Source organism: Deinococcus koreensis (genome assembly GCF_002901445.1).
Lineage (GTDB): Bacteria > Deinococcota > Deinococci > Deinococcales > Deinococcaceae > Deinococcus > Deinococcus koreensis.
In genome coordinates this window covers 2485437-2510849 of sequence record NZ_PPPD01000001.1, presented here as the reverse complement: position 1 = coordinate 2510849, position 25413 = coordinate 2485437, and the positions used below count along the sequence as shown (strand labels likewise).

16 protein-coding genes and 1 tRNA gene are annotated in these 25413 nt (G+C 69.7%); 7 read left to right on the top strand and 10 right to left on the bottom strand.

Going from position 1 to position 25413, the window contains the following annotated elements:
- Window positions 1–38 precede the first annotated feature (38 nt).
- On the top strand, window positions 39–1073 hold the full coding sequence (locus CVO96_RS11810) for a YkoP family protein (protein WP_103312400.1): 1035 nt from the start codon (window positions 39–41) through the stop codon (window positions 1071–1073).
- A 1776-nt stretch (window positions 1074–2849) separates the two neighbouring features.
- Here the strand turns inward: CVO96_RS11810 and CVO96_RS11800 are convergent.
- The 3 genes from CVO96_RS11800 to CVO96_RS11790 form a co-directional block, all read right to left on the bottom strand.
- Window positions 2850–2925: transfer RNA gene (locus CVO96_RS11800), tRNA-Trp, on the bottom strand.
- Window positions 2926–2996: 71 nt separating this feature from the next.
- Window positions 2997–3218 carry a hypothetical protein gene (locus CVO96_RS11795; RefSeq protein WP_103312398.1) on the bottom strand — a complete coding sequence of 74 codons (222 nt, stop codon included), beginning with the start codon at window positions 3216–3218 and terminating at the stop codon, window positions 2997–2999.
- Between the two features lie 37 nt (window positions 3219–3255).
- Window positions 3256–4770: a DUF512 domain-containing protein gene (locus CVO96_RS11790; RefSeq protein ID WP_103312397.1), complete on the bottom strand. Its 1515-nt coding sequence runs from the start codon at window positions 4768–4770 to the stop codon at window positions 3256–3258.
- Window positions 4771–4962: 192 nt separating this feature from the next.
- Between CVO96_RS11790 and CVO96_RS11785 the strand changes: the two genes are divergently transcribed.
- Complete coding sequence (locus CVO96_RS11785) at window positions 4963–6150, top strand: hypothetical protein (RefSeq protein WP_103312396.1); 1188 nt, start codon at window positions 4963–4965, stop codon at window positions 6148–6150.
- A gap of 98 nt (window positions 6151–6248) precedes the next feature.
- Complete coding sequence (locus tag CVO96_RS11780) at window positions 6249–7238, top strand: NUDIX domain-containing protein (protein WP_103312395.1); 990 nt, start codon at window positions 6249–6251, stop codon at window positions 7236–7238.
- Window positions 7239–7286: 48 nt separating this feature from the next.
- On the opposite strand, the gene pheT is transcribed toward CVO96_RS11780, so the two are convergent.
- The 4 genes from pheT to CVO96_RS11760 form a co-directional block, all read right to left on the bottom strand.
- Window positions 7287–9746: a phenylalanine--tRNA ligase subunit beta gene (gene pheT / locus CVO96_RS11775; protein ID WP_103312394.1), complete on the bottom strand. Its 2460-nt coding sequence runs from the start codon at window positions 9744–9746 to the stop codon at window positions 7287–7289.
- 107 nt (window positions 9747–9853) lie between these two features.
- Window positions 9854–10324: an NUDIX domain-containing protein gene (locus CVO96_RS11770; RefSeq protein WP_103312393.1), complete on the bottom strand. Its 471-nt coding sequence runs from the start codon at window positions 10322–10324 to the stop codon at window positions 9854–9856.
- A 38-nt stretch (window positions 10325–10362) separates the two neighbouring features.
- A complete protein-coding gene (locus CVO96_RS11765) occupies window positions 10363–10725 on the bottom strand; it encodes a four helix bundle protein (RefSeq protein WP_103312392.1) in 363 nt (120 codons plus the stop codon).
- 45 nt (window positions 10726–10770) lie between these two features.
- A complete protein-coding gene (locus CVO96_RS11760; RefSeq protein WP_103312391.1) occupies window positions 10771–11790 on the bottom strand; it encodes a phenylalanine--tRNA ligase subunit alpha in 1020 nt (339 codons plus the stop codon).
- 224 nt (window positions 11791–12014) lie between these two features.
- Here CVO96_RS11760 and CVO96_RS11755 point away from each other — a divergent pair, with 224 nt between their 5' ends.
- Window positions 12015–13487: a potassium/proton antiporter gene (locus CVO96_RS11755; protein ID WP_103312390.1), complete on the top strand. Its 1473-nt coding sequence runs from the start codon at window positions 12015–12017 to the stop codon at window positions 13485–13487.
- 13 nt (window positions 13488–13500) lie between these two features.
- On the opposite strand, the gene CVO96_RS11750 is transcribed toward CVO96_RS11755, so the two are convergent.
- A complete protein-coding gene (locus tag CVO96_RS11750) occupies window positions 13501–14172 on the bottom strand; it encodes an NAD(P)-dependent oxidoreductase (RefSeq protein WP_103312389.1) in 672 nt (223 codons plus the stop codon).
- Between the two features lie 110 nt (window positions 14173–14282).
- Here CVO96_RS11750 and CVO96_RS11745 point away from each other — a divergent pair, with 110 nt between their 5' ends.
- The 3 genes from CVO96_RS11745 (at window position 14283) to glyA (ending at window position 18721) form a co-directional block, all read left to right on the top strand.
- Window positions 14283–14690 carry a winged helix-turn-helix transcriptional regulator gene (locus tag CVO96_RS11745; RefSeq protein ID WP_103312388.1) on the top strand — a complete coding sequence of 136 codons (408 nt, stop codon included), beginning with the start codon at window positions 14283–14285 and terminating at the stop codon, window positions 14688–14690.
- Window positions 14691–15036: 346 nt separating this feature from the next.
- Window positions 15037–17490 carry a putative bifunctional diguanylate cyclase/phosphodiesterase gene (locus tag CVO96_RS11740; protein WP_103312387.1) on the top strand — a complete coding sequence of 818 codons (2454 nt, stop codon included), beginning with the start codon at window positions 15037–15039 and terminating at the stop codon, window positions 17488–17490.
- Window positions 17491–17494: 4 nt separating this feature from the next.
- Window positions 17495–18721 carry a serine hydroxymethyltransferase gene (gene glyA / locus CVO96_RS11735; RefSeq protein WP_103312386.1) on the top strand — a complete coding sequence of 409 codons (1227 nt, stop codon included), beginning with the start codon at window positions 17495–17497 and terminating at the stop codon, window positions 18719–18721.
- Between the two features lie 66 nt (window positions 18722–18787).
- On the opposite strand, the gene CVO96_RS11730 is transcribed toward glyA, so the two are convergent.
- Together CVO96_RS11730 and CVO96_RS11725 are read right to left on the bottom strand one after the other, a co-directional pair.
- Window positions 18788–20254, bottom strand: a complete 1467-nt coding sequence (locus tag CVO96_RS11730) for a glutamate synthase subunit beta (protein ID WP_103312385.1) — start codon at window positions 20252–20254, stop codon at window positions 18788–18790.
- A gap of 209 nt (window positions 20255–20463) precedes the next feature.
- Window positions 20464–25272, bottom strand: a complete 4809-nt coding sequence (locus CVO96_RS11725; RefSeq protein WP_279327009.1) for a glutamate synthase-related protein — start codon at window positions 25270–25272, stop codon at window positions 20464–20466.
- Window positions 25273–25413: the final 141 nt, after the last annotated feature.

Sequence of the window (25413 nt, the reverse complement as noted above, 5' to 3'; positions counted from 1 at the left end):
GGAGTTCCGGAGCCGGAAACCCGCTACAGTTCAGGCCAGTGACGCCCTCTGCCGCACCGCGACTCCGGCGGGCCCTGCTCCGGGCCGGCGCCTTCGGGGCGCAGTCCGCCGCCCAGACCGGCCTGCCCCAGCTGGGCCTGAGCGTGCCCGTGCACAGCGCGGACGAGCTGCTCCAGGCCCTGAGGGTGCTGGAGCACCGGCGACTGAGCGCCACCCTGCTGATTCCCGCCGCGCTGGCCCTGCAGGAGGCCGCCACGGTGCGGGCCGCCGCCCAGGCCGGGCACGAGATCGCCGGCACCGGTTCCGCCGCTGGCCTCGCGGCGCTGGACGTGGCCGCCTGCCAGAGCGTGGCCGCCTGGGAGGCCGGCGAGACGGAACCCGGCTGGGCCGGCTGGCAGGCGCTGGCCGCACGGGGCGTGCGGCCCCTCCCCTTGCCGGGCCCCACCCCCCAGCCAGGCCAGACCGTGCGGATCGCTCCGGCCGAGCTGGCCGCACGCCTGGACGAGCTGCACACCAACGGCTTCCGCCCCAGCCCCGTGCGCGAGCTGTCGGGCCTGCGCCGCGCCACGCCCCGCGACCTGCTGCTGCACGTCTATGCCCAGACCGTGGAGGCCAACTTCACCCGCCAGCACCACGTCATCGACCTCACCCAGCGCGCCGACGGGGTGATGCGGGTCGCGCCCCTCCCGTCGGCGCCCGATCCGCTGCCGCTGCCCCGCACCATACCCACGGCCGAACTGCATCTGGATTCCGCACGCATCGTGGGGCTGGCGGCGCGCGGCGCCCTGGGGGCCTACCGCGCCTACCTGCGAAGCCTGAAGGACGTGGGGCGGGCCCTGCAGGAGCGTCCGGAACTGCACGGAGCGCAGGCGGTCTTCGCAGTCACGCTGTTCTACGCCCCGCTGGAACAGGCCGGCTTCACCCTGCTGGAGCTGCCCCCCGCCCGCGCCCGCGTGTATGCCCTGGGCTTCCGGGTGCTGCGCCTCGTCCATGGCACCACCCAGGCCTCCAGCGTCCTGGTGCCGAAAATGGCCTGGCTGCCCCGCGACGAGTTCCTGAAACGCTACGGCTGAGGCCGGAATGAGCGCCAGAGTTGTCCTGGCAGGAAATGGGCGCCAAGTCGCATGCTCCAATTCGGCCGGCTCGGTCGGCCTGTCTGGTACGCCGCCCTCTTACTGAGCGACCGTCCAGCCATCTCGCGGGCGTCGCTGACGTGCAGACCCGGCCTCCATCGACCACCAGTTCCCCTGAAGGACTTCCAGTTCTCAACGAGTTTGAGTGCACCAGACTAAGGCTTGCCGCCTTTACCCGGGTTTCCCTTGCCCTCGTCTTTGCCCTTGTTCTCGCCCTTCCCTTTGTCCTTTTCCTCGTCCTTGCCCTTCTCTTTGTCCTTGTCTTCGCCTTTGCCCTTGTCCCGGTCTTCGTCGCTCGCGGCTGGGGGCGCGGGGGAAGGTGGCGGCGCCGGAACCGGGACGGGCTGTGGAGCAGGTGCGGGCGGCGGCACTGGGGCGGGTGTGGGCGCTGGCGGCGGCACCGGGGCCGGGTCGGGCTGGGGCGGCACAGGAGCCGGCGTCACGGGCGCAGGCTCGGGGGTCTGAACCGGAGGGGGGTCGGACGGAGGTGGAGCGGGCGGCGCAGGCGGCTCCACCAGATCAGAGGTGAGCACCGGCTGTGGCATGGGGTCGTCGGGCGTGGGCATGAGCGGCGGGGCGGGAGCCGGCCGGGAGGCCAGGGGCGCACGCTGCACCACCGGAGCGGGCGGGGGTGCTGGCGGTCTGAGCACCGGAGCCGGTCGAGGCGGGAGTGGGGCCGGTCGGGAAGCCTGCGGAGCAGGGGGGGCCGGCACAGACTGGCTGAGGATGCTCACGGTTCTGGCAGCTGGTGCCGCTGAAGGCCGTGTGGATGTGGTCGGCCTCGGTACAGCTGGCCTCGGTGCAGCTGGCTTCGCTACGGCGGTCTGCGGGGCAGGCGGCCTCGGTGCCGCCGGCCTGGATGTGGACGGCCTCGGCGCGGGCGACGCTGATGGAACCGCAGCGTCCGGACTCCGGAGTGGGGACGCCGGACGCAGAGGCGGCGAGGGCGGCGCGGCCACGATCCTGACGGGAGGACGGGAGGCCTCGGGCGCGCTGACGCTCAGCACCACGCGCGGGGCCGGTGAGGTCAGGCCTCGGGCCCGCGTGTCTGGCGTGGGGGCCGCCTTGGCGACGGGCCTGCCCTGGGGAAGGACAGGGCGAGCAGTGGGAGCTGCCGCGACTCGCGGGGCGGGCCTCTCGGGGAGACGGACGCTGACCACGGGAGAGGGAGTCGCCGGCGCCCGGCGCCCCAACGGTTCGGCGGGAACCACGGGAGTCTCCTGGGTGCGCGCCCAGCGAAGGGCCGGGGGGATCGCAAACAGCTCGCCCGTAGGCCGAACAGCCCCGCCCACAGGGCCTCCGTCCGGGGTCAGTCGAGCCTCCAGGGAGGCTTCAGGCGCGCGGCCGGGCCACCGGGTCTGCAGTGAATCGGACAGCGAAATGCCCAGGCCGATCACGACCGCGGGCAGGCAGATCACCATTTTGTCGCTCCAACGCACCACGCACCTCCCGATCCGGCCGGTATAGGTCAGTGTCGCCCCGGCAAATGAGATGCACATGCCTAACGGCACAGCCCGGCCATACGAACGGCAAGGTGGAAGCGCGCAGAGGTGGTCGGGCCGGCGTTCGCCGTCACTGGAGGGGGCACCTCGAAAGAGCCGATGACACTTTTTCATCGATGCGCGCCTAACGAAGGCCAGGGAGAGACCCGCTACACCGAACCTCAACACGCCCAGCCCAAATGCAAAACCCCCGCACGGGGCGGGAGTTTTTCTGTGGCGGGCCCTGCAGGACTTGAACCTACGACCCTCGGTTTTGGAGACCGATGCTCTACCAACTGAGCTAAGGACCCGGGCTGCTCAGGCCTCTGAGCCTGTGCAGAGTAGCAGAGGTGTTCAGGACGCGCAAGATACGCAACTCCGCTTAGAGCAGCCCGCCCCCCAGCATCAGGCGCAGGGCGGCCAGGACGGCCACCACGGCGCTCAGGGTGGTCGCGCCGCGATCCCTGCTGAGGGCGCCGAAGATCAGCCCCAATACGGCCGGGGGCAGTACGAAGATCCAGTTCAGCCAGCCGAAGAAGGGCAGCAGGCCCAGCAGCAGACCCAGCGCGGCGAGGACACCGAAAATCAGGGACAGGGCTCTCATGCCCAGGAATACGGGGACGGGGGCAGCGGAGTTCCCCCTACGCCTGCCCGCGCATCCCCTGCTCAGCGATGCGGGCGGCCTGCGGCTCGTCGCCGTCCTTGACCGCGTGGGCGCTCATGCCCCACTGGTGGCCGCTGCTCTGAGCGCCCTGCAGGATCACGCGGGCCAGCTCGCCCAGCGTGGCGCCGCCGGCCCGCACGTCCATGCGAAACTCCTGGCGCAGCTCGCCCAGGCTCACGTCGTCCAGCATGAGTTCGGTGCCGTAGCGCAGGGTGGTGGGCGGCACGATCAGCAGGTCGGCCTCGCCGGGTTTCACCGCGTGCCGGAAGCAGCGCCCGGTCAGCAGGCCCGCCACGGTCGTGACCTTGCCGAAGGTCTTGTTCTCCACCGAGCGCACCTCCAGCGTCAGGCCCTCGATCGCGCGTAGGGGCTTCACGGCGCGGTCGAGGGATTCGGCGAACAGCGACCCGGTGCCCAGGATGACCTTCCGGGGCTCGGGCAGCGCGGCCGGCAGCTCCGGCAGCCCTTCGGTGAGGAAGTCGCGGATCATGCCCACGCCGTTCTCCAGCATCGGGAAGCCCTCGTACTCCTCCTCGCTGGGCAGACTTTCGCCGGCCAGCAGGTACAGCTCGTCGGAGGGGAAGACGAAGCGGGTGCCGCGCTCGGCCAGGAACTGCTTGCGCCAGACGTTCAGGCGCCGCAGGGCGTCCTGCGCTTCCTCGCGGGTGAAGGTGCGGACATCCGGCAGGTTGGTGCGGTGCGAGGTCAGGCCGATGGGCACGACCGCCGCGCTGATCACGTTGGGGCGGCTCGACAGGTACTCCACGGTCTCGTCGAGGTGATCGCCGTCGTTGCGCTCCGGCACCAGCACGATCTGGGTGTACAGGTCAATGTTCTCCAGGCGCTCGATCATGTCGCGGATCTGCACGGCCTGGGGATCTTTCACCTTCAGGCGCCACCACTTCATCATGTCCTGGCGCAAGTCCTGGTTGGCCGTATGCACCGACACGTACAGTGGCGAGAGGTTTTCATCCTCAATGCGCTGGATGTCCGTCTCGGTCAGATTGGTGAGGGTCACGAAGGAGCCGTAGAGGAACGACAGGCGGAAGTCGTCGTCCATGATGTACAGGCTCTTGCGGAAGCCGCGCGGCATCTGGTGGACGTAGCAGAAGTCGCACTTGTTGGCACACTTGCGGATGCCGTCGAAGAGCACTTCCTCGAACTCCACGCCGGGGTCTTCCCACTCGACCTCGAAGGTGAAGGTCTCGTCCAGCGTGGGTGCGGCCGGCATCAGCAGGCGGTGGTGATCCTGCGCGGTGCCCGGCACGCCGGTCATGACCTGGGGGGCCTGTCCGGGGCGCGCGATCTCCAGCGTGGCGCGGCCCTGCGAGAGCGCGTGGCGGTAGGCCAGCACGTCGGTCACGGCCTCGCCGTTCACGCGCAGCAGCAGGTCGCCGGCGCGCACGCCCGCACGCTCGGCGGGACTGTCGGCCTCGACCGATTTGATCGGCGCGGGGTACAGCGTCTCCTGAATATGTTCGGCAGCCGTCATGATGTTCCACCTCCAGGCGGGACACTCTGGCGGCCCCGGTCAAGCACAGCAGCATAGCAGACGCGCAGGGCGGGTGCGTAACCGGCGGCACGGTGCGGCGTGGCCTGTCGTCCACCCGGCGGGAGGCCTGGAGGGTGGTCATAGTGGCGCGACAACGGCTGAAGGGATGCCTAAAGTGGGAATGTGAACTCCATGAAGCTTCTCCCAACCCTGGCCCTGACCTCGCTGACCCTGCTCCTGGCGGCCTGTGGGCCGCAGGGCGGAACCCAGCCCCCCGTGACCCAGGATCCGGCGACCATCGCCCCGACCTCTCCCACCGCGCAGTCGCTGGATGTCCGGCAGGTGCCGGTCAAGGCGCAGGAGGCGACCGTCACCGTCAGCGGCATGATCGATCCGGCCGACATGGATCCTGATCTGGCGGCGCTGGTCGCGGCCCTGGGCGGCCCCAGCCAGCCGGTGACGCTGAGCCTCGACTCGCCCGCCCGGCTGGGTCAGGAACTGCTGCGGAGCATGGGCCGTGGGCCCCGCGGGCTGCAGGGGCTGGTCACCACGCCGATCCGCCGCGAGCCGATGCAGACCGGCACCCAGACGATTTCCAGGGCCGGTGTGTCCAGCTACTCGCCCGAGCCCCGAGACAAGCTCGTGCTGGACAACCAGTACAGCGGCTTCTACATGGAGGTGGACTGGCATCTGGGCGGCGCCCCCAGCGTGTGGGTCGAGCACACCGACTACGCCGGGCTCGTGCAGACGGAAGTGTTCACGAAGGCCAGCGCGATCCTGAAACGTGGCGGCACGCTCGCGGCGCAGGCCACCATGAGCCTGACGCCCGGCGCCTGCTTCTTCCTGGTGGGCCCGACCGCCCTGAGCTTCGACGGCTGGGCCGGCAAGCAGGCGAGCCCGGCAGCGAAGGCCGTCCTGGACTATGCCTGGACGGACGCCGGCATCACCGCCGGGGCCAGCGCCCAGTACAAGACCAGGACCCGCAGCGCCAGCCTGGACGCGGCGCTGGACATCCGGGGCAAGACCGAGAACCGCTGCGATCCCAGAACCTTCAGCTTCACGCCCACCCGCGCCGATCTGTCCGGCAGCGTCAAACTGCCGGGGCAGGAGGTGGAGGCCCGCGTCTACCTGCGTGACCTGGGCAACCTGACCTTCAGCGCGACCGCCCTGAACGCCCGGAACCCCTTCCAGCAGATCAGGGGCAGCCTGAACGCCGGCGTGAAGTACAACGGCGCCGCCGCGCTGAGCGCCTTCGGGCCGCTGGCCGACGGCGGCGACCTTGACCTGCAGCCCGGCGATCAGGTGCGCGTGAAGTACGTCAGGAACGGCGTGCTGGTCGAGAAGAACCTGCCCGAGGCGCTGGCCGACCTGCAGCCCTGAGAGTCTGATGCGGACACGGCCGGGAGCTTCGCGCTCCCGGCCGTCTTCGTTGGGTGGAGTCGAGTGGAACAGTGGCGGGCTGCGGTACTGTGCGGCCCATGTCCGCCCTCATGGAACTTCGGAAGGTCTGGGGCCACCGCCCGCTGATCTCGGTAGGCGTGGGCCTGCTGATTCAGGATGAGCGCGGCCGCGTGCTGCTACAGCGGCGCGGCGACGATGGCCTGTGGGGCACGCCCGGCGGCGCCCTGGAACCCGGCGAGGATTTCCTGACCGGGGCGCGCCGCGAACTGCTGGAGGAAACGGGGCTGGTCTGCCCCGACCTGAGCCTGCTGCCGGTGGCTGAGGGCCTGATCAGCGGGCCGGAGTCCTGGCACCGCTACCCCAACGGCGACGAAATCTATCTGCTGGGGATGCGGGCGCATGGTACGCTCTCCGCCGCCGCCCTGGACGGTGCGCGGCCCGACGACAGCGGCGAGACGCTGGAGCTGGCGTGGTTCGCCCTAGACGCCCTGCCCGAACTCAGCGCCAACATCAACCGCGCCAAGATGAGCCTGCTGCGTGCCCGCGTGGGCCTGCCGCCGCTGCCTCTCGAACCCACCCCACCCGCGCCACCCGTGGGCAACTTCCTGCGGGAGCTGCGGCGCTTCGTCGGCTCCCGCCCCCTCTTCGCTCCCGGCGCGAATGTGCTCGTCACCGATGCGGAGAACCGCCTGCTGCTGCTGCGGCACGGCGACACCGGCCTCTGGACACTGCCCGGCGGTTCCCTGGAACCTGGCGAGAGCTTCGAGCAGACCGCCGCCCGCGAGCTGCGCGAGGAAACGGGACTCATGGCGAACCGGCTGGAACCGCTGGAGATGTTCGCCGGGCCGGATTACCGCTTCACCTCTCCCAACGGCGACGTGGTGGACTATGTCTCGGTTCTGTACCGGGCGCACGGGGTCGGCGGCGTCCTCACGCTCCAGGCCGGCGAGGTGCTGGGAGCCGCCTGGTTCGGTGTGGACGAGCTGCCGGCCGACGACGAACTGAGCGGCGAACTCATCCGGGCCAACCTGAGGCACTGGAAAGAGGGCCAGAGCACGCAGCCCTGACCCTCGGTTCCTCAGAGCTCATGACTCAGGGCTCACAGCCCCTCGCCCCTACTTCTCCCGGATCCCCCACCCCTGCGCCCGCACGGCGGCCATCAGCCTGTCCATCACCGGATCGACCTCCTCGTCCGTGAGGGTCTTCTGGCCCCGGAAGATCAGGCGAACGGCCACCGAGCGCTTGCCCGGCCCCACCTGCTCACCGCTGTACACGTCGAAGGGCTCCACGCTCTCCAGCAGCTCTCCCGCCTCCCGCCGGAGCAGGGCCGAGAGTTCGCCGTAGCTGACCTCCTGCGGGGCGATGACCGCCAGGTCGCGCCACGCGGCGGGCGCGCGGCTGGGGTCGCGGAAGGCCCAGGGGCGGCCCGGCAGCGGCAGGGCCACTTCCAGGATGAAGGTGTCGTCCCTGAGGCCGAACTCCTGCGCGATCTCGGGGTGCAGGGCGCCCAGCCAGCCGATGGCCTGGCCGTTCCAGACGACCTCGCCGGCGATGCCGGGGTGCAGCGCCGGGGGCACGGCGTCGCCGCGCAGCTGACGCACCTCCAGCCCGGCCCCCAGCGTGCCCGCCAGCGCCTCGACCAGCCCCTTGAAGGCGCCGTAACTGCCCGCCACGCCCGGCTGGAAGGTGGGGGCGGCCAGCGGCCCGCGCATCAGCAGGCCCAATCGCTCGGCCTCGCCGCTCTGCGGAAAGATCCGCCCCATCTCGAACAGCAGCGTGCGCTCGCCCTTGGGATGGGCCTGGGCCGCCCGCAGGAGGCTGGGGAACAGGGCGGTTCGCAGCCCGGTGCGCTCGGCGGTCATGGGATTTTTCAGGCGGGCCGTGGGCGGCTCGGTGCGCGCCCTCCCCGCCTCCTCGTCGGAGGTGAAGGTGTAGGTCACGACCTCCTGGGCCCCAATCCCGGCCAGGGTGCGGCGCAGGGCCTGGCGGGCATCGTTCTGGGCCGAGGCGCCGATGTTGCTGGCGTGCAGCCGCAGGGTGGGCAGGGTCTCGGGGAGTTCGGCGTACCCGTGCAGGCGGGCGACCTCCTCGGCGAGATCCTGCCAGATCGTCATGTCCACGCGCCAGGACGGCGGCGTGACCGTGAGGGTGTCGCCCTCGCCGCCCACCACGCCGCCCAGCCGGGTCAGGATGTCGCGCATCTCGGCGGTGTCGACGTGCATCCCCAGCAGGGCGCGGATCTGCTCGCCAGTGGCGGAGATCGGGCCGGGCACCTCCGGCTCGCCCACCACGGTGGCGCCGGGGTGGGCGGCGCCGCCGCCATACTCGCCCAGCAGGCCCGCCACGCGGTCGGCGGCCTTCGGCGCGAGCAGCGGATCGACCCCGCGCTCGTAGCGGTACACGGCGTCGGTTTTCAGGCCCAGGCGGGTGCTCGTGCGGCGCAGCACGACCGGGTCGAAGTGCGCGGACTCGATCACCACGTCACTCGTATCGGCCCGCACGTGCCCGTGGTCGCCGCCCATGATGCCCGCAATGCCCAGCACGGAGTCGCCGGCTTTGGCCTCCTTGGCTGCGGCGAACGCGTCCGCGACGCTGGAAATCTCCGGTTGAGCGCCGTCCAGGATGAGCAGGTCTTCGGGGCCGACCGTGTGCTCACCGCCCATCAGGTCGCGCACGACCTCGCCGTGGCGCAGCCCGAAGGCCACGAGGATCTGGTCACCTCGCACGTCGCGGCGGTCGTACAGGGCGGTCGGCTGGCCCAGCTCCAGCATCACGTAGTTGCTGGTGTCCACGACCAGGTCGATGGGCCGCATCCCCGCCAGGGTCAGCCGGCGCTGCATCCACAGGGGCGAGGGGCCGTTCGTCAGACCGGACACCGTGCGGGCCGCGAAGTGGTCGCAGCCGAAGCGCAGCTTTCTGGACGGGTCGCGTTCCAGGGTCAGGCCCCTGGGCGGCAGCGACACGCGGATTTCGCCCGCGCCCTGGGCGGCGGGGCCGGCGGGCGGCTCACGCAGTTCCAGCTTCAGGAAGGCGGCCAGGTCGCGGGCCAGGCCCAGGGCGCTCAGCACGTCGGCGCGGTTCGGGGTGACCTCCACGTCCAGCACCTGATCCTCCGGCCAGACCTCGCGCATGGGGGTGCCGGGCACCGCCGTGCCCGCCGGGAACAGCAGGATGCCGGCGCTGCTCTCCCCCACCCCGAGTTCCTTGGCGCTGGCGGACATGCCCCAGGACTCCACGCCCTGCATGGCCCGCACGCCGTATTCGAGTTCGCCCAGACGGGTGCCCGGCGTGACCAGCGCGACCACCGTGCCCGCGCGCAGGCCGACCGCGTTCGGCGCCCCGGAGGCCACGGTCTTGTGCCCGTGTGGGCCGACGTCCAGCGTCAGTTTCGTGAGCTGCGTGCCCTCGATGGGCTCGGCGCTCAGGACAGAGGCCAGCACCACACCATCAATGGGCGCGGGAGCGGGCTCGATGCCCTCCAGCGGCAGGCCCAGTGAGGCGAAGACCGGCTCCAGCTCGGTCAGGGGCGGAAGGTTCGGAACGAGTTCTTTGAGCCAGGAATACGGGAGTTTCATCGGTTGACCTCGGATTGGACGGGTGGGTGTCGGCGGTGAAAAGACCCTTCACCCCGGCCCTCTCTGCAGGCAGTTCTACGAGCCCCCAGAAGAGAGGGAGCACGGCTTCAGCTTTCTGTCGTCCCTCTCCGGGGGGACTCAGATGAGCCACTGGCGGAGAGGGTGTGGGGTAAGGGATTCGCTCGCGCCAGCCCCCGCACCACGTCCCTCAATTCCGACGGCACGAAATTCACGTCCTCCAGCCGGTCGACGCTCACCCACTGCGGGTCGTAATGGTTGTCCTCGGAGTGGGGCGGCGCATCGGGGCCGTCGCCCAGGCGCATCTCGCCGGAGCGGTACGAAACCTGAAAATAGTGGTCGTCGTCGCCCCTGGCCTGAAGGCGGAAGACGGGCGGCCCAACTTCGACGATCAGGTTGACCTCTTCCAGAAACTCGCGGGCGCAGGCCTGGGCGGGCGTTTCGCCCCCCTCGATGCCGCCGCCGGGCAGCGTGGCGTACTCGCGCCCTGCCTTGCGCCGCAGGATGAGCAGAACTTCGTGGTGGTCGTTGAGGAGGATGCCGACGGCTCGGGGTCTCATGGGTGTCCTTTTTTTGGCTCTGAGCTGTGGGCTATGAGCTATGAGGAAAGCGGTTTGAGGCGGCGATGGAAGGCGATGAGCATTTTGCGAAGCTTGGTCAAGTCGTTTTGCAGGTGCGCTGCGGTGTCTGGAAGCAGGTATTCAAGATCGCGGACGAGGATCAGGAAATAGGAAGTTTCGGCGAGGGAGCCCAGGGCAATGGTAAGAAACCGGGCAAGTTCGTTGTCACTGCTCCGGCCGCAGCCCTCAGCAATATTGGCCGCGACCGAGGCTGCGCAGCGTCGCAACTGGCTGGTGACTCCGAATCGCTCGTCTGGAGGGAAGGCACGGGTTTCCTCATAGATCCGCAGCGTCAGCGCGTGCGCCCGCTGCCACACATGCAACTCCTGAAAATCTCGCATGCCTGACTCCTGCAAAGCTCATAGCCCACAGCCCAAAGCCCTGCCTCATCCCAGCTCCCCCCGGAACTGGCCCAGCACCCTCGGATCGTTCGCGTAGAAATAGCGGATATCCGGCACGCCGTACTTGAGCATGGCGATCCGCTCCGGCCCCAGGCCGAAGGCGAAGCCGGTCTGGCCCTCGTAGACGCGCGCCTTGCCCTGGGCCTCGCGCAGGTCGTCCACGGCTTTGAAGACATTGGGGTGGATCATGCCGCAGCCGCCCAGCTCCAGCCACTTGCTCTCGCCCCGCGGGTTCTCCCACCACACGGCGAAGTCGGCGCCGGGCTCCACGAAGGGGTAGTAGCTGGGCTGGAAGCGCACCTTCGCGCTGGCGCCGTACAGCCCACGGGCCATCTCGGCGATGGTGCCCTTCAGGTCGGCCATGGAGATGCCCTCGCCCACGACCAGACCCTCGAGCTGGTGGAACATGCTCTCGTGGGTGGCGTCGGTGGCCTCATAGCGGTAGACCTTGCCGCGCACCACGACCTTCAGGGCCGGCTCGTGCTCCACCATGTACCTGATCTGCATGGGGCTGGTGTGCGTCCGGAGCAGGCGGCCGTCTTCGAGCCAGAAGGTGTCCTGCAGGTCGCGCGCCGGGTGGTACCAGGGCACGTTCAGCGCCTCGAAGTTGTAATGCTCGTCCTCGACCTCCGGCCCCTCGACCACAGCGTAGCCCAGGCGCTCATAGATGCCGATCAGTTCGTCGTACACGCGGTTGATAGGATGCAGGCCGCCCGAGGGCAGGCCCAGGCCGGGCAGGGTGACGTCGATGGCCTCGCTGGAGAGTTTCGCGTCCAGCGCGGCGCGTTTCAGGACGCCCTCGCGCTCAGTCAGGGCGGCGTCGATGGCCTGGCGCACGGCGTTGATCTCGGCACCGCGCGCCTTGCGCTCCTCGGGCGGGAGCCTGCCCAGGGTGCCCAGTTCCTTCGTGACCAGACCACTCTTGCCCACATACCTCGTCTTGACGCCCTGCAGGTCGTCGAGGGTCTGGGCGGCCTGGATTTCGGTGATGGCTTCGTGCTGCATCTGTCCTCCTGTGAAATGAAACAACCCCGCCACATGCAGTAGCGGGGTGACGCGCCGGGCCTGTGGTCAGGTCAGCGGAACCCCGGCGGGGAAAACGGCGAACGTGTACCGGCGCGGGGCGTCATGCCCACCAGGGTAGCAGACCGGGCGATTGCACAGAGGGCCGGGGACGTGATCGTCCGGTAAGCGGGCGTTGTCCGGGCCGTGTGGGACGATGGGGGCCTATGGGGGAAGCGCACATCGAGCTGTATCTGCTGGCGGGCGGCGTGCTGCTGCTCGTCAGCCTGGTGGTCAGCCGGCTGGGGGGGCGGCTGGGCATTCCGGGCCTGCTGCTGTTCCTGGGCGTGGGGATGCTGTTCGGCTCCGACGGGCTGGGCATCCAGTTCCAGGACTACCGGCTGGCCCAGGCGCTGGGCACGCTGGCGCTGTGTTTCATCCTCTTCCAGGGGGGACTGGACACCAACTGGGCGCAGACCCGCCCGGTGGTGCGCCGGGGCCTGAGTCTGGCGACCCTGGGCGTGCTGGGCACGGCGGGCCTGATGGCGGTGTTCGCGCATTTCGCCTTCGGCCTGCCCTGGCTGGTGGCCTGGCTGCTGGGCGCGATCGTCAGTTCCACGGACGCCAGCGCGGTGTTCAGCGTGCTCAAGGAGCGCAACCTGGGCCTGAAGGGCGACATCGACCCGCTGCTGGAGTTCGAGTCGGGCGGCAACGACCCGATGGCGGTGTTCCTGACCATCGGGCTGCTGGAACTGATCGCCGACCCTGGCCTGGGCGTCCTGGACATCGTGCCGCTGTTCCTGCGGCAGATGCTGATCGGCGCGCTGGCCGGGCTGGTGCTGGGGCGGGCCGCGCTGTGGCTGCTCAACCGGCTGCAGCTGCAGTTCGAGGGCCTGTACTCGGTGCTGACCATCGCGCTGGCGCTGACCATTTTCGGCGGTGCGGCCGTGCTGGGCGGCAGCGGCTTCCTGGCGATCTATGTCGCCGGGGTGATCCTGGGCAACGCCGACTTCATCCACAAGCGCAGCCTGATCAATTTCCACGACGGCCTCTCGTGGCTGATGCAGGTGGCGATGTTCCTGACCCTGGGGCTGCTGGTCAACCCGCGCGAGCTGCTGCCCACCGCCGGGCTGGCGCTGGCCTGCGCCCTGTTCCTGGTGTTCGTGGCGCGCCCTGTCAGCGTGTACCTCAGCCTGGCGAACGCCAAGATGCCGCTCAACGAAAAGAGCATGGTCGCCTGGATCGGCCTGCGCGGCGCGGTGCCCATCGTGCTGGCGACCTTTCCGCTGCTGGCGGGGGTGCCCCAGGCGCCGACCCTGTTCAACATCGTGTTCTTCATCGTGCTGACCTCGGTGCTGCTGCAGGGCACCACCCTGACCCTGGTGGCCCGCTGGCTGCACGTGCGCGAGGCGCTGCCAGAGCGCGCCATCTACCCGATCACCTACACCCCGACCGGGCACAACAAGAACGAGATGGTGGAGGTCGAGGTCATGCCCGGCAGCGCGGCCGACGGTCAGCGCATCGTGGATCTGCACCTGCCCCCGGAGGCGCTGGTGATCCTGATCCACCGGGGCGGCGAGTTCCTGATTCCCAAGGGCGCCACCGGGCTGATGGCCGGCGACAGCGTGCTGGTGCTGGCCGGTGAGCAGGAGCTGAGAACCGTGCGGCGCACCCTGGGACTGGGGGCGGAGGGGGCCTGAGGGGAGGGGCTCCTCAGTTGCTGATGGCCGGGGCCTGACGCGAGTGGGCGTCGCTGTCCAGTTGCTGCAGCATGAACGCGGCGGCGCTGGCGCGGCTCAGGCGCGGGCCGATGTCGCCCACCATGCCCACCTTCAGGGGCGCGGGCGGGCCGTCGGTGAGCATGGGCGCACGCACGGCCGTCCAGTTCAGGTCGCTGCGCCGCAGCCGCTCGACGTGGCCCTCCGAGTCGCGCAGCACGTCGGGCTGGGCCAGCTTCAGTACGCGCCGGATGACGTGGTCGAACAGTTTGGGGCGGTCGCCCGGCTGCGCGACTCCCGCCCCGGTCAGCGTGATCAGGCGCGTGACCCCGGCGGCGGGCATGGCCTGGGCCAGCCCCTCGGCCGCCTGGGTCATCACGCCGGCCGGGTCTGAACGCACGGGCCCCAGGGTGCTCAGCACCGCGTCCGTGCCCTCCAGGAGGGCGGCCAGATCCGCCGCGTTGCGGGCGTCGCCGGTCACCACGCTCAGCCGGGGATCGCGGCGGTGCAGGCGTTCAGGGTTGCGGGCCAGCACCCGCACCTCGTGACCCGCCGCCAGGGCCATGTCGATCAGCAGGCGACCGGTGCGCCCGGTGCCGCCCAGGATGGCCAGCGTCTGGGGACTGGAGGACGCAGTGGATGGAGACTGGGAAGCAGGAGAGGTCATGCCTATAGGGTAGGAGTTGAGGTTCATCCGGGGAAGCAGGCGGGAAAAAGCAAGTCCATTCCCGGAGGGAAGTCTTTGTCCTGCACGAGCTGATGCCCTAGACTCGGGGGATGAAATACGGCCGCGCCGCCTCGGCAGGCCCCGAATGCGGGGTCGAACGTACCCTCGCGGTCATCGGGGGCAAGTGGACGACCCTGGTGCTGCGCGAACTGCTGACCGGCACCCGCCGCTACAGCGACCTCAAGCGCACGCTGGGCCGGGTTTCGCCCAAGACCCTGACCGAGAGGTTGCGCCACCTGGAGGCCGAGGGCCTGCTGACCCGCACGGTGTACGCCGAGGTGCCGCCCCGCGTGGAGTATGCCCTGACCCCGCGCGGCGAGAGCCTGGGCGAGATCATCGCCGCGATGGGGCGCTGGGGCACGCAGGATGGCGCCCAGGGGAGCGGCCGGCCCGCTTCCCCCGCCCAGCGCCCACGCTCTACGGCGGACGGTGCCGCGAATTCATCCGCCCAGACCTAGACCCGTCCCGCGTCACCGGAAAGAAGTGCGCCTGGGGATGAAGGGGCAGACGAATTCCGAATGCCCTCCGCTCCGTGCTCGGAATCAATCCGACTGAAAGAAAGGACTCACAGAGCTGCGAAGCAGCGCAGGAACAAGCACGGATCGAAGCGGTATGGACTCGCAGAGCGCCGGAGGCGAGGAACCTCCAGGGCTGTTCCGGATGTCCCGGAATGGCGCGGAATCCATCAGAGGTCTCGGGCGCGGCGCGGCGGAAGGCCGGACAGCGGCTCCACTCTGGCGGCCTACCGGCCCGGTCAGGTCACAGTAAGGATTCAGGGATGGAGGAAACATTAAGGTCAGGGGGATGAGCCCCCCCACCGCCCTCCGACCGAGCCGGGCCGACGTGCCCGCGTTGCTCGGGCTGCTGGGGCTCTACGCGCTGCATCTGGCCCTGCTGCTCCTCCCGGAGACCGGTCTGGGGCTGCCCCGGCTGCTGGGGGCTCTGCCCGCCGGCCTGACCTACGTGCCGGTCGTCCTGGGCGCCGGCGCCCTGATCCTGAGCCTGGCTCCCCGCACCCCCGTGCCGCGGGCCTGGCGCCTGATCGGCACCGGAACCCTGCTGTGGGGCCTGGGGCAGCTGCTCTACGTGGCCGCGCAGGACACCAGCGGGTCGGCCACGCTCGCCGACCCGCTCTTCCTGGCGTTCCCCGTCTTCTTCCTGCTGGCCTTCGGGCAGTTCGAACGGCGCTGGCCCACGGTCACCGGGGCGGCCCGGCTGGACGTCGCGGCGCTGGTGGTGTGCCTGGGGGCATACCTGTGGTATGTCCTGCTGGCGGCGCAGCTGAGCAACCCGGCTCACGATCCCCTGTCGAATCTGGTCGCGGCCAGCTACCCCCTGAGCGACCTGCTGCTGCTCAACCTGCTGATCGCGCAGGCCTGGAGGCGTCCGGGCACCGCGCCGCACGGCCAGTGGTGGCTGGCCCTGGGCATGGTGGGTTTTATCGCCGCGGATCTGGGCTTCAGCCTGCTCACGCTGCGGGGCCAGTACAGCGGCACCCAGTGGCCGGACGCGTTGTGGCCCCTCTCGGCGCTGGTATTTGCCTTCGCGGCGTACCGGGCCACGGCCGTTGAGGCGCGGGAGGAGGCGCGCCCGCCCGGTTCCGCCCCCAGACACCCGGCTGCCACACACCCGGCCGCCAGACGCTCCATCGGCCCTCTCAGCCGGCTCACGCCCTACGCGGCCCTGCTGGGCAGCTTCGGCCTGACGCTGAGCCTGCACAGCCTGCACACCCCGGCGGCGCGCGGCGTGCTGATCGCCAACGCGGTGGTGGCCCTGCTGGTGGCGGCGCGGCAGACCCAGGCCCTGCGCGACCTGGAAAAGCGCAGCGCGGAACTCGAGGACAGCCGCGTGCTGCTGCAGCATCAGGCGTTCCACGACCCCCTGACCGGCCTGGGCAACCGCGCCCAGCTCCGGGCGACCCTCAGCCGGATGCTGGAAGAGGGCGAGCTGGACGAGCCCCGTCCGGTGGGGCTGCTGTTCGTGGATCTCGACAACTTCAAGTTCGTCAACGACGCGCTGGGTCACCGGGCCGGCGACGAACTGCTGCAGGAGGTCGCGCGCCGACTGGTGGCCGTGGGTGGGCCCGGGGTTCACTGTGTCCGGCTGGGGGGCGACGAGTTCGTGCTGGTGCAGACCGGCGGCGGGGAACGCTCGCTGAGCGACATGAGCGACCGGATCGGCGAGGCGCTGCGCGTGCCCATCGAGCTGGCCGGACAGCACCTGCACATCACCGCCTCGCTGGGGGGCGCCCTCTCGACCCCGCAGATGCGCGATCCGGCGACCCTGCTGCGCTGGGCCGACCAGGCCCTGTACACCGTCAAGCGCAGCGGCAAGAACGCCATGAGCCTGCACCGCCCCGGCATCCACGACGACGAGGCGGCCAGGCGGGTGCTCATCGAGACCCGGCTGCGCGGCGCGCACGAGCGCCGGGAACTCACGCTGCACTACCAGCCGCAGCTGGATCGGGACGGCCAGCAGCGCAGCTTCGAGGCCCTGCTGCGCTGGCACGACGCCGAACTCGGCCCGGTCTCGCCCGCGGAGTTCGTGCCCATCGCGGAGACGGCCGGCCTGGTGACGGCGCTCGACAACTGGGTGGTCGATCAGGCCTGCTGGCAGCTGGCGCAGTGGTTCCCGGCCCACCCGGAGCGCCGCGTGTCGGTCAACGTCAGCCCGCCCCATCTGGTACGGGCCGGCTTTCTGGAGACGCTGCGCACGGCGCTGGAACGTCACGGCGTCCCCGCCACGGCGCTGGAGATCGAGGTCACCGAGCGGCTGCTGATCGAGCAGGAAGCCCAGGCCCGCACCACCCTGCGCGCGCTGCTCGACCTGGGGGTGCAGGTGGCCATCGACGATTTCGGGGTGGGCCAGTCCTCGCTCGCGGCGCTGCTGAAGTTGCCGATCTCGGTGCTCAAGATCGACCGGGCCTTCGTGGGCGAACTGGAGGGGCCCGACGCCGCCCAGAGCCAGGCGGCCTCTCAGGTCGTGCAGGCGGTGGTCGCGCTGGGCCGCGCCCTGGGGCTGCGGGTGGTGGCCGAGGGCGTGGAGAGCTGCGCCCAGGCCCAGCTGCTGTGGGGGCTGGGCGTCGACGCGCTGCAGGGCTACTGGATCGGCCGGCCGGTGGCGCCGGGAGAGGTGGCCCCGGTGAGCGCTGCGGCCCGGTCCACCCTGCCTCCAGCCACCCCGCCAGGCTCCACCCTGCCCACGTCTCCCCTGCCAAGACACGCTCCCAATCCGGGTGAGGCGGGGGTGTTAGGGTAATTCCATGACCACTGCCGAGAAGCCCGTGACGACCCGCGACAGCGCGATCTTCGACCTGATCGCGCAGGAGGAAGGGCGCCAGCGCGTGGGGCTGGAGCTGATCGCCTCCGAGAACTTCACCTCCGCCGCCGTGCGGGAGGCGCAGGGCTCGGTACTGACGAACAAATACGCCGAGGGCTACCCCGGCAAGCGTTGGTACGGCGGCTGCGAGATCGTCGATCAGGTCGAGACGCTGGCCATCGAGCGGGTCAAGGAGCTGTTCGGGGCCGCGTGGGCCAACGTGCAGCCGCACTCGGGCAGCTCGGCCAACCTGGCGGTCTACAACGCCCTGATCGAGCCGGGATCGGTCGTGCTGGGCATGGATCTCTCGCACGGCGGGCACCTGACGCACGGCAATCCGGTGAACTTCTCGGGCCTGCGCTACAGGGTCGTGGGCTACAAGGTGAACCCCGAGACCGAACTGATCGACATGGAGGAGGTGCGCCGGCTGGCCCACGAGCACCGGCCCAAGATGATCATCGCGGGGGCCAGCGCGTATTCGCGGATCATCGACTTCGCCGCCTTCCGCGCAGTGGCCGATGAGGTCGGCGCCCTGCTGTTCGCCGACATCGCGCACATCGCGGGGCTGGTGGCGGCGGGCGAGCACCCCAACGCGCTGCCCCACGCGCACGTGGTCGCCTCCACCACCCACAAGACCCTGCGCGGGCCACGCGGCGGCATCATCCTCTCGAACGACCTCGAGATCGGCGCGAAGCTCGACCGGGCCGTGTTCCCCGGCTACCAGGGCGGGCCGCTGGAGCACGTCATCGCGGCCAAGGCCATCGCCTTCGGCGAGGCGCTGCGCCCCGAGTTCAAGACCTACGCCCGGCAGATCATCCGGAACGCGCAGGCGCTGGCAAGGGCCTTCCAGGACAGGGGCTACCGGGTGGTCTCGGGCGGCACCGACAACCACCTGCTGGTGCTCGACCTGCGCCCCCAGGGCCTGAACGGCACCAAGGCGACGCGCCGGCTCGATGCCAACCACATCACCATCTCCAAGTCCACGCTGCCCTACGACACCGAGAAGATCCTGCACGGCGGCGGCATCCGTATCGGCACCCCGGCCGTGACCACGCGCGGCATGACGGAAGCCGACATGCCCACCATCGCCGACCTGATCGACCGCGCCCTGAAGGAAGAGGCCGTGAAGGAGGAGGTTCACGCCTTCGCCGGCCGGTTCCCGCTGCCCTGAGCTGAGGCTCGTCAGGAGGGACGACCCCGAAGTGGAGTCGTCCCTCTCTGGTGCCAGGCGCCGCCTTCAGCGCGGCAGCACGCTCGTGCCCATCAGGTACTGATCCATCGCCCGCGCGGCCTGGCGCCCCTCACGGATGGCCCAGACCACCAGACTCTGGCCCCGGCGCATGTCGCCGGCCGCGAAGATGCCCTCCACGGAGGTGGCGTACCCGCCGCCCTCCTCGGTGCCGGCCTGGGCGTTGCCGCGCGCGTCTTTCGCCACGCCGAAGGAGTCCAGCACGCTGGCCATCGGGTTCACGAAGCCCATCGCCAGCAGCACCAGTTCGGCGGGGTGGATCTCCTCGCTGCCCGGAACCTCGGTGAGCCTGCCGCCCTCGAATTCGATCCGCACGGTCTTGACGCCCGTGACCCGGCCGCCCTCGCCCAGGAACTCCTTGGTGGCGATGGCGAACTCGCGCTGCACGCCTTCTTCATGGCTGGAGCTGGTGCGCAGCTTGAGCGGCCAGTAGGGCCACACCAGCGGCTTGTTCTCCTGCTCGGGCGGCTGGGGCATGACCTCGAACTGGGTCACGCCCAGGGCGCCGTGGCGGTTGGAGGTGCCCACGCAGTCGGAGCCGGTGTCGCCGCCGCCGATCACGACCACGTGCTTGCCGTCGGCGCGCAGCTGCTTTCTCAGCCGGTCGCCGGCATTCACGCGGTTCTGGCCCGGCAGGAATTCCATGGCGAAGTGGATACCGTCCAGCTCGCGCCCCGGCACCGGCAGGTCGCGGGGCACCTCGGCGCCGCCCGCCAGCAGCACGGCGTCGAAGTCCCGCTGCAGCTCGGCGGGGCTCACGCTCTGCTTGCTCAGGTTCGTGATGCGGCTGCCCCGGGGCCACTCGCCCACGACCACGCCGGTGCGGAAGGTCACGCCCTCGGCCTCCATCTGCGCCACGCGGCGGTCGATGTGGTGCTTTTCCATCTTGAAATCGGGGATGCCGTAGCGCAGCAGGCCGCCCACCCGGTCGTTCTTCTCGAACACGGTGACGTCGTGCCCGGCGCGGGCGAGCTGCTGCGCCGCCGCGAGTCCGGCGGGGCCGGAGCCCACCACGGCGACCTTTTTGCCGGTTCTCACTTCGGGCGGCTGGGGGCGCACCCAGCCCTCCTGCCACGCCCGCTCGATGATCGCCAGCTCGATGGACTTGATGCCCACCGGATCGTCGTTGATGTTCAGCACGCAGGCGGCCTCGCAGGGCGCGGGGCAGATGCGGCCCGTGAACTCGGGAAAGTTGTTGGTGGAATGCAGGCTGTCTATGGCCGCCTTCCAGTCGTCCTGGTACACGAGGTTGTTGAAGTCGGGGATGATGTTGCCCACCGGGCAGCCGTTGTTGCAAAAGGGAATGCCGCAGTCCATGCAGCGCACGGCCTGGAGCTGCGCCCGCTCGCCGACCAGGGGCTCGACGAATTCGCGGTAATGCTTGAGACGCGCTTCCGGCGGCGTGTACTGCTCCTTGACGCGGGGTTGTTCGAGGAAACCAGTGATCTTGGACATGTGGACTCCGGGGGTGGGGAGGCGTTGTGTTCTCTTCTCCCCACTCGTAGGGGACTCGGGGAGCTGCGCTGCGGGGGGCTGGAGGAAGGGGCGTGTGACCAGCGCCGACGGAGGCGGAAGTTATTTTGGTCTGGTTGAGAGGTGGAACGCTTAGGTTCCCCCCTCCCAACCTCCCCCACAAGGAGGGAGGAGCCAAGCGCGGAACCTGCCTACTTCGTCAACGTCCCCTGCCCGCCCTTCTTGCCCGTTTTGGCTTTCATGGACGTGGTGTCGGCCGCCTGCACCGTACCCTCTTTCTGGCCATCTGCCGTCGGCCTTCCGCCCTCTGCCCGCTCCTTCAGCGCCCGCTGATACTCCAGCGGGAAGACCTTGACGAATTTCTTCAGGGCCGCGTTCCAGTCGTCCAGAATCTCGCCGGCGCGCTGGGAGCCCGTGTAGCGGTGGTGCTCCTCGATCAGGTAACGCAGCTGCGATTCGTCGCTCTGGCCGCCGTGCAGGGTTCGGAGGTTAGCGCTCTGAAGCTGCTCGTCCTCGGGCTGAATCCGGTGCAGGCTGACCATCGAGAGGTTGCAGCGCTTCTCGAACCCGCCGTCCACGTCGTAGACGTAGGCCACGCCGCCCGACATGCCCGCCGCGAAGTTGCGCCCGGTCTTGCCCAGCACGACCACGGTACCGCCGGTCATGTACTCGCAGCCGTGGTCACCGGTGCCCTCCACGACCGTCTGGGCGCCACTCAGGCGCACCGCGAAGCGCTCGCCCGCCACGCCCCGGAAGAAGGCTTCCCCGGCGGTGGCGCCGTACAGCACGGTATTCCCGACGATGATGTTCTCTTCGGCCTTGCCCCGGAACTCGATGGTGGGCCGCACGGCGATGCGCCCGCCGCTCAGGCCCTTGCCGGTGTAGTCGTTGGCGTCGCCGATCAGGTAGAGGGTCAGGCCGCGCGCCAGGAACGCGCCGAAGGACTGGCCGCCGGTGCCCTCCATCTGGATATGGACGGTGTTCTCGGGCAGCCCCTGGGGGCGGGCGCGGGTGAGTTCCCCCGAGAGCATGGCGCCCACCGAGCGGTTCACGTTCCGCACGTCCTGCAGGAAATGCACGCGCTCGCCCTTGTCGATGGCGGGGCGGCACTTCTCGATGAGCCGCAGATCCAGCGCGCGGTCGAGGCCGTGATCCTGGGTGGTCAGGTGGCGGCGGCCCACGTCGTCCGGGAGTTCGGGGCGGTAGAACACGCGCGAGAAGTCCAGGCCCTGAGCCTTCCAGTGCTCGATGCCCTTTTTGGTGTCCAGCAGGTCGGAGCGACCGATCAGATCCTCGAAGCGGCGGATGCCGAGCGAGGCCATGATCTTGCGCGCCTCCTCGGCCACGAAGAAGAAGAAGTTGATGACGTGTTCGGGCTGGCCCTGGAAGCGGGCGCGCAGCACGGGGTCTTGCGTCGCCACGCCCACCGGGCAGGTGTTCAGGTGGCACTTGCGCATCATGATGCAGCCCTCCGCGACCAGCGGCGCGGTGGCGAAGCCGAACTCGTCGGCGCCCAGCAGCGCGGCCACCACGACGTCCCGGCCGGTCTTGAGCTGCCCGTCGGTCTGCACGCGCACGCGGTCGCGCAGGCGGTTGAGCACCAGCGTCTGCTGCGTCTCCGCGAGGCCCAGTTCCCAGGGCGTACCCGCGTGCTTGATGGAGCTCCAGGGGCTCGCCCCGGTGCCGCCGTCGTGCCCGGCGATCACGATGTGGTCGGCCTTGCACTTCGCCACCCCGGCGGCAATCGTGCCCACGCCGACCTCCGAAACCAGCTTGACCGAGATGTCGGCGCGCGGGTTGACGTTCTTGAGGTCGTGGATGAGCTGCTTGAGATCCTCGATGGAATAGATGTCGTGGTGCGGCGGCGGCGAGATGAGGCCCACGCCGGGTACCGAGTGGCGCAGGAAGCCGATGTACTCGGAGACCTTGCCGCCAGGAAGCTGGCCGCCCTCGCCGGGCTTGGCGCCCTGGGCCATCTTGATCTGGATCTGGTCGGCGCTCGTCAGGTAGCCGGTGGTCACGCCGAAGCGCCCGGAGGCGACCTGCTTGATCTTGCTCCGCAGCGAGTCGCCGGGCAGCAGCGGGTAATCGACCTCGACCCGCTTCTGTCCGTCCGCGCCCACGCCCAGCACGCTGCCCAGCGTCTCGCCCGGGCCGATGCGTTCGCCGCGCATCTCGCGCTCGTAGCGGGCCGGGTCTTCCCCGCCCTCGCCGGTGTTGGACTTCCCGCCGATCCGGTTCATGGCGACCGCCAGCGTGGTGTGCGCCTCGGTGGAGATCGAGCCCAGGCTCATGGCCCCAGTGGCGAAGCGCCGGACGATCTCGGCAGCGCTCTCGACCTCCTCCAGCGGCACGGGCTCGGCCGCGTCGGTCTTGAAGTCGAAGAGGCCGCGCAGGGTCATGTGGCGCCGAGACTGGTCGTTGATGATGCGGGCGTACTCCTCGTAGGTGCTGGCCTCGCCGCTGCGGACGGAGTGCTGCAGCTTGGCGATGGCGTCCGGAGTCCACATGTGCTCCTCGCCGCGCACGCGCCAGGCGTACTCGCCGCCGTCGTCCAGTCGGTCTTTCAGGAGTGGGTCAGTGCCGAAGGCCAGCCGGTGCGTCCGCAGCACCTCCTCGGCCACCTCGAAGATGCCGATGCCGCCCACCTTGGAGGACGTGCCGTAGAAGTACTTCTGCGCGAAGTCCTCCTTCAGGCCCACGGCCTCGAAGAGCTGGGCGCCGCAGTAGCTCATGTAGGTGCTCACGCCCATCTTGGACATGATCTTGCTCAGGCCCTTGCCCACCGCCTTGATGTAGTTCTGGAGGGCCTTTTTCGGCCCCAGCGGCGACAGGTCGGGCATCCCCGGAATCTCGCGGTGCAGGTCGAGCAGGGTTTCCAGCGCCAGGTAGGGGTGGATGGCCTCGGCGCCGTAGCCGGCCAGCGCGGCGAAATGGTGTACCTCGCGGGCGTCGCCGGTCTCCACGACCAGGCCGACCTTCATCCGCAGGCCCGCCTTGACCAGGTGGTGGTGGACGGAGCTCAGCGCCAGCAGCGCCGGGATGGCGATGCGCTCCCGGTCGACCCGCCGGTCGGACAGGATGATGATGTTGTGGCCGGTCTCGATGGCGTCCACCGCCCAGGCGTTGATGGTCGCCAGCTTGGCCTCGATGCCGCGTGAGCCCCACTCGGCGGGGTAGGTGATGTCGAGGTCGTAGGCCCTGAACTTGCCGCGCGTGTGCGCGTCGATGGAGCGCAGCCGCGCCATATCGTCGAAGTCGAGGATGGGCTGCTCGACCTGCAGGCGCATCTGCGGGTTGACCGCGTTGATGTCCAGCACGTTCGGGCGCGGCCCCACGAAGGTCACCAGGCTCATGACCACCGACTCGCGGATCGGGTCGATGGGCGGGTTGGTGACCTGCGCGAAGAGCTGCTTGAAGTACGAGTACAGCGGCTTATTGCGCCCGGAGAGCACCGCCAGCGGCGAGTCGTTGCCCATCGAGCCGATGCCCTCCTCACCGCTCAGGGCCATCGGGCCCATCAGGAACTTGAGGTCTTCCTGGCTGTAGCCGAAGGCCTGCTGGCGGTCGAGCAGCGACTCCGTGAACTCGCCGACCGTGCCGGTTTCCTCGGAGTCGGCCAGCGGCACGCGGGTGTTCTCGACCCACTGGCGGTAGGGCTTGGCCGAGGCGAACTGGGTTTTCAGCTCGTCGTCCTCGATGATGCGGCCCTGCTCCAGATCGATCAGGAACATGCGCCCCGGCTGCAGCCGCCACTTCTTGGTGATCTGCGCTTCCGGGATGGGCAGCACGCCCGATTCGGAGGCCAGGATCACCAGGTCGTCGCGGGTCTGGACGTAGCGCGCGGGGCGCAGGCCGTTGCGATCCAGCGTGGCGCCGACCTGTCGGCCGTCCGTGAAGACCATCGCGGCGGGGCCGTCCCAGGGCTCCATCAGCGCGGCGTGGTACTCGTAGAAGGCGCGGCGGCGGTCGTCCAGCAGCGTGTTCTGCTCCCAGGCCTCCGGGATCATCATCATCGCCGCCTGCGCCATCGGGTAACCGGCCAGGGTGAGCAGTTCGATGGCGTTGTCGAAGATGGCGGTGTCGGACTCGCCCTCGAAGGAGATCGGGTAGAGCTTCTTCAGGTCGTCGCCCAGCACGGGCGAGGCCATGATGCCCTCGCGGGCGCGCATCCAGTTGAAGTTGCCCTTGACCGTGTTGATCTCGCCGTTGTGGGCCACCATGCGGTAGGGGTGCGCCAGCGGCCACTCCGGGAAGGTGTTGGTGGAAAAGCGCTGGTGCACCAGCGCCAGGGCCGACACCACCCGCTCGTCCTGCAAGTCCAGGTAGTACTGCCCCACCTGATTGGCCAGCAGCAGGCCCTTGTAGATCACCGTGCGGCACGACATGGAGGGCACGTAATACTCCGCCCCGTGCGTGAAGGCCAGCGCGCGGATGGCGTTCGACGCCCGGCGGCGGATCACGTACAGCTTGCGCTCCAGCGCGTCGGGCACCAGCGTATCGGGACCGGCGCCGATGAACACCTGCCGGATCACCGGCTCCTTGTCCTTGACCGTGGGGCTCATGGGCATCTCGCGGTCGACCGGCACGTCGCGCCAGCCCAGCACGAGCTGGCCCTCGGCCACCACGGCGCGCTCCAGTTCCTGCTCGCAGGCGCGGCGCGAGGCCATCTCCTTGGGCAGGAAGATCATGCCCACGCCGTAGTCGCCGGGCGGCGGCAGCGTCACCCCGCGCTCGGCGAACTCGGCACGGTAGAACTCGTCGGGAATCTGGATCAGGATGCCCGCGCCGTCACCCATCAGTGCGTCGGCCCCCACGGCGCCCCGGTGGTCGAGGTTTTCCAGGATCTTCAGGCCCTGGGTGATGATCGAGTGATTTCTATAGCCCTTGATGTGGGCCACGAAGCCCACCCCGCAGGCGTCGTGCTCCTGGCCCCGGTACAGGCCGTGGGTCTGGGCGGCAAGGCGCTCGGCAGCGCTGGTCACAGTGGCGCTGGACACGGTGGCATTGGACAAGGAGGCGGATGTGGCATGGATCTGGGCCTGTGGCTGCTGCTGCTGTTCGTTCGTATCCATAGGGGCACTCCATCTCACGGTGGGATCTCACTGAGGGGCGCGGCAGTGAAACCGGCCGGGAAACCA

Bases quoted from the DNA above. Each gene is read 5' to 3' on its own strand.
- CVO96_RS11745 (WP_103312388.1), top strand. From the start codon at position 14,283: ATGAAATACGGCCGCGCCGCCTCGGCAGGCCCCGAATGCGGGGTCGAA.
- CVO96_RS11765 (WP_103312392.1), bottom strand. From the start codon at position 10,725: ATGCGAGATTTTCAGGAGTTGCATGTGTGGCAGCGGGCGCACGCGCTG.
- CVO96_RS11785 (WP_103312396.1), top strand. From the start codon at position 4,963: ATGAAGCTTCTCCCAACCCTGGCCCTGACCTCGCTGACCCTGCTCCTG.
- CVO96_RS11755 (WP_103312390.1), top strand. From the start codon at position 12,015: ATGGGGGAAGCGCACATCGAGCTGTATCTGCTGGCGGGCGGCGTGCTG.
- glyA (WP_103312386.1), top strand. From the start codon at position 17,495: ATGACCACTGCCGAGAAGCCCGTGACGACCCGCGACAGCGCGATCTTC.
- CVO96_RS11780 (WP_103312395.1), top strand. From the start codon at position 6,249: ATGTCCGCCCTCATGGAACTTCGGAAGGTCTGGGGCCACCGCCCGCTG.
- CVO96_RS11790 (WP_103312397.1), bottom strand. From the start codon at position 4,770: ATGACGGCTGCCGAACATATTCAGGAGACGCTGTACCCCGCGCCGATC.
- CVO96_RS11795 (WP_103312398.1), bottom strand. From the start codon at position 3,218: ATGAGAGCCCTGTCCCTGATTTTCGGTGTCCTCGCCGCGCTGGGTCTG.
- pheT (WP_103312394.1), bottom strand. From the start codon at position 9,746: ATGAAACTCCCGTATTCCTGGCTCAAAGAACTCGTTCCGAACCTTCCG.
- CVO96_RS11730 (WP_103312385.1), bottom strand. From the start codon at position 20,254: ATGTCCAAGATCACTGGTTTCCTCGAACAACCCCGCGTCAAGGAGCAG.
- CVO96_RS11750 (WP_103312389.1), bottom strand. From the start codon at position 14,172: ATGACCTCTCCTGCTTCCCAGTCTCCATCCACTGCGTCCTCCAGTCCC.
- CVO96_RS11770 (WP_103312393.1), bottom strand. From the start codon at position 10,324: ATGAGACCCCGAGCCGTCGGCATCCTCCTCAACGACCACCACGAAGTT.
- CVO96_RS11760 (WP_103312391.1), bottom strand. From the start codon at position 11,790: ATGCAGCACGAAGCCATCACCGAAATCCAGGCCGCCCAGACCCTCGAC.
- CVO96_RS11740 (WP_103312387.1), top strand. From the start codon at position 15,037: ATGAGCCCCCCCACCGCCCTCCGACCGAGCCGGGCCGACGTGCCCGCG.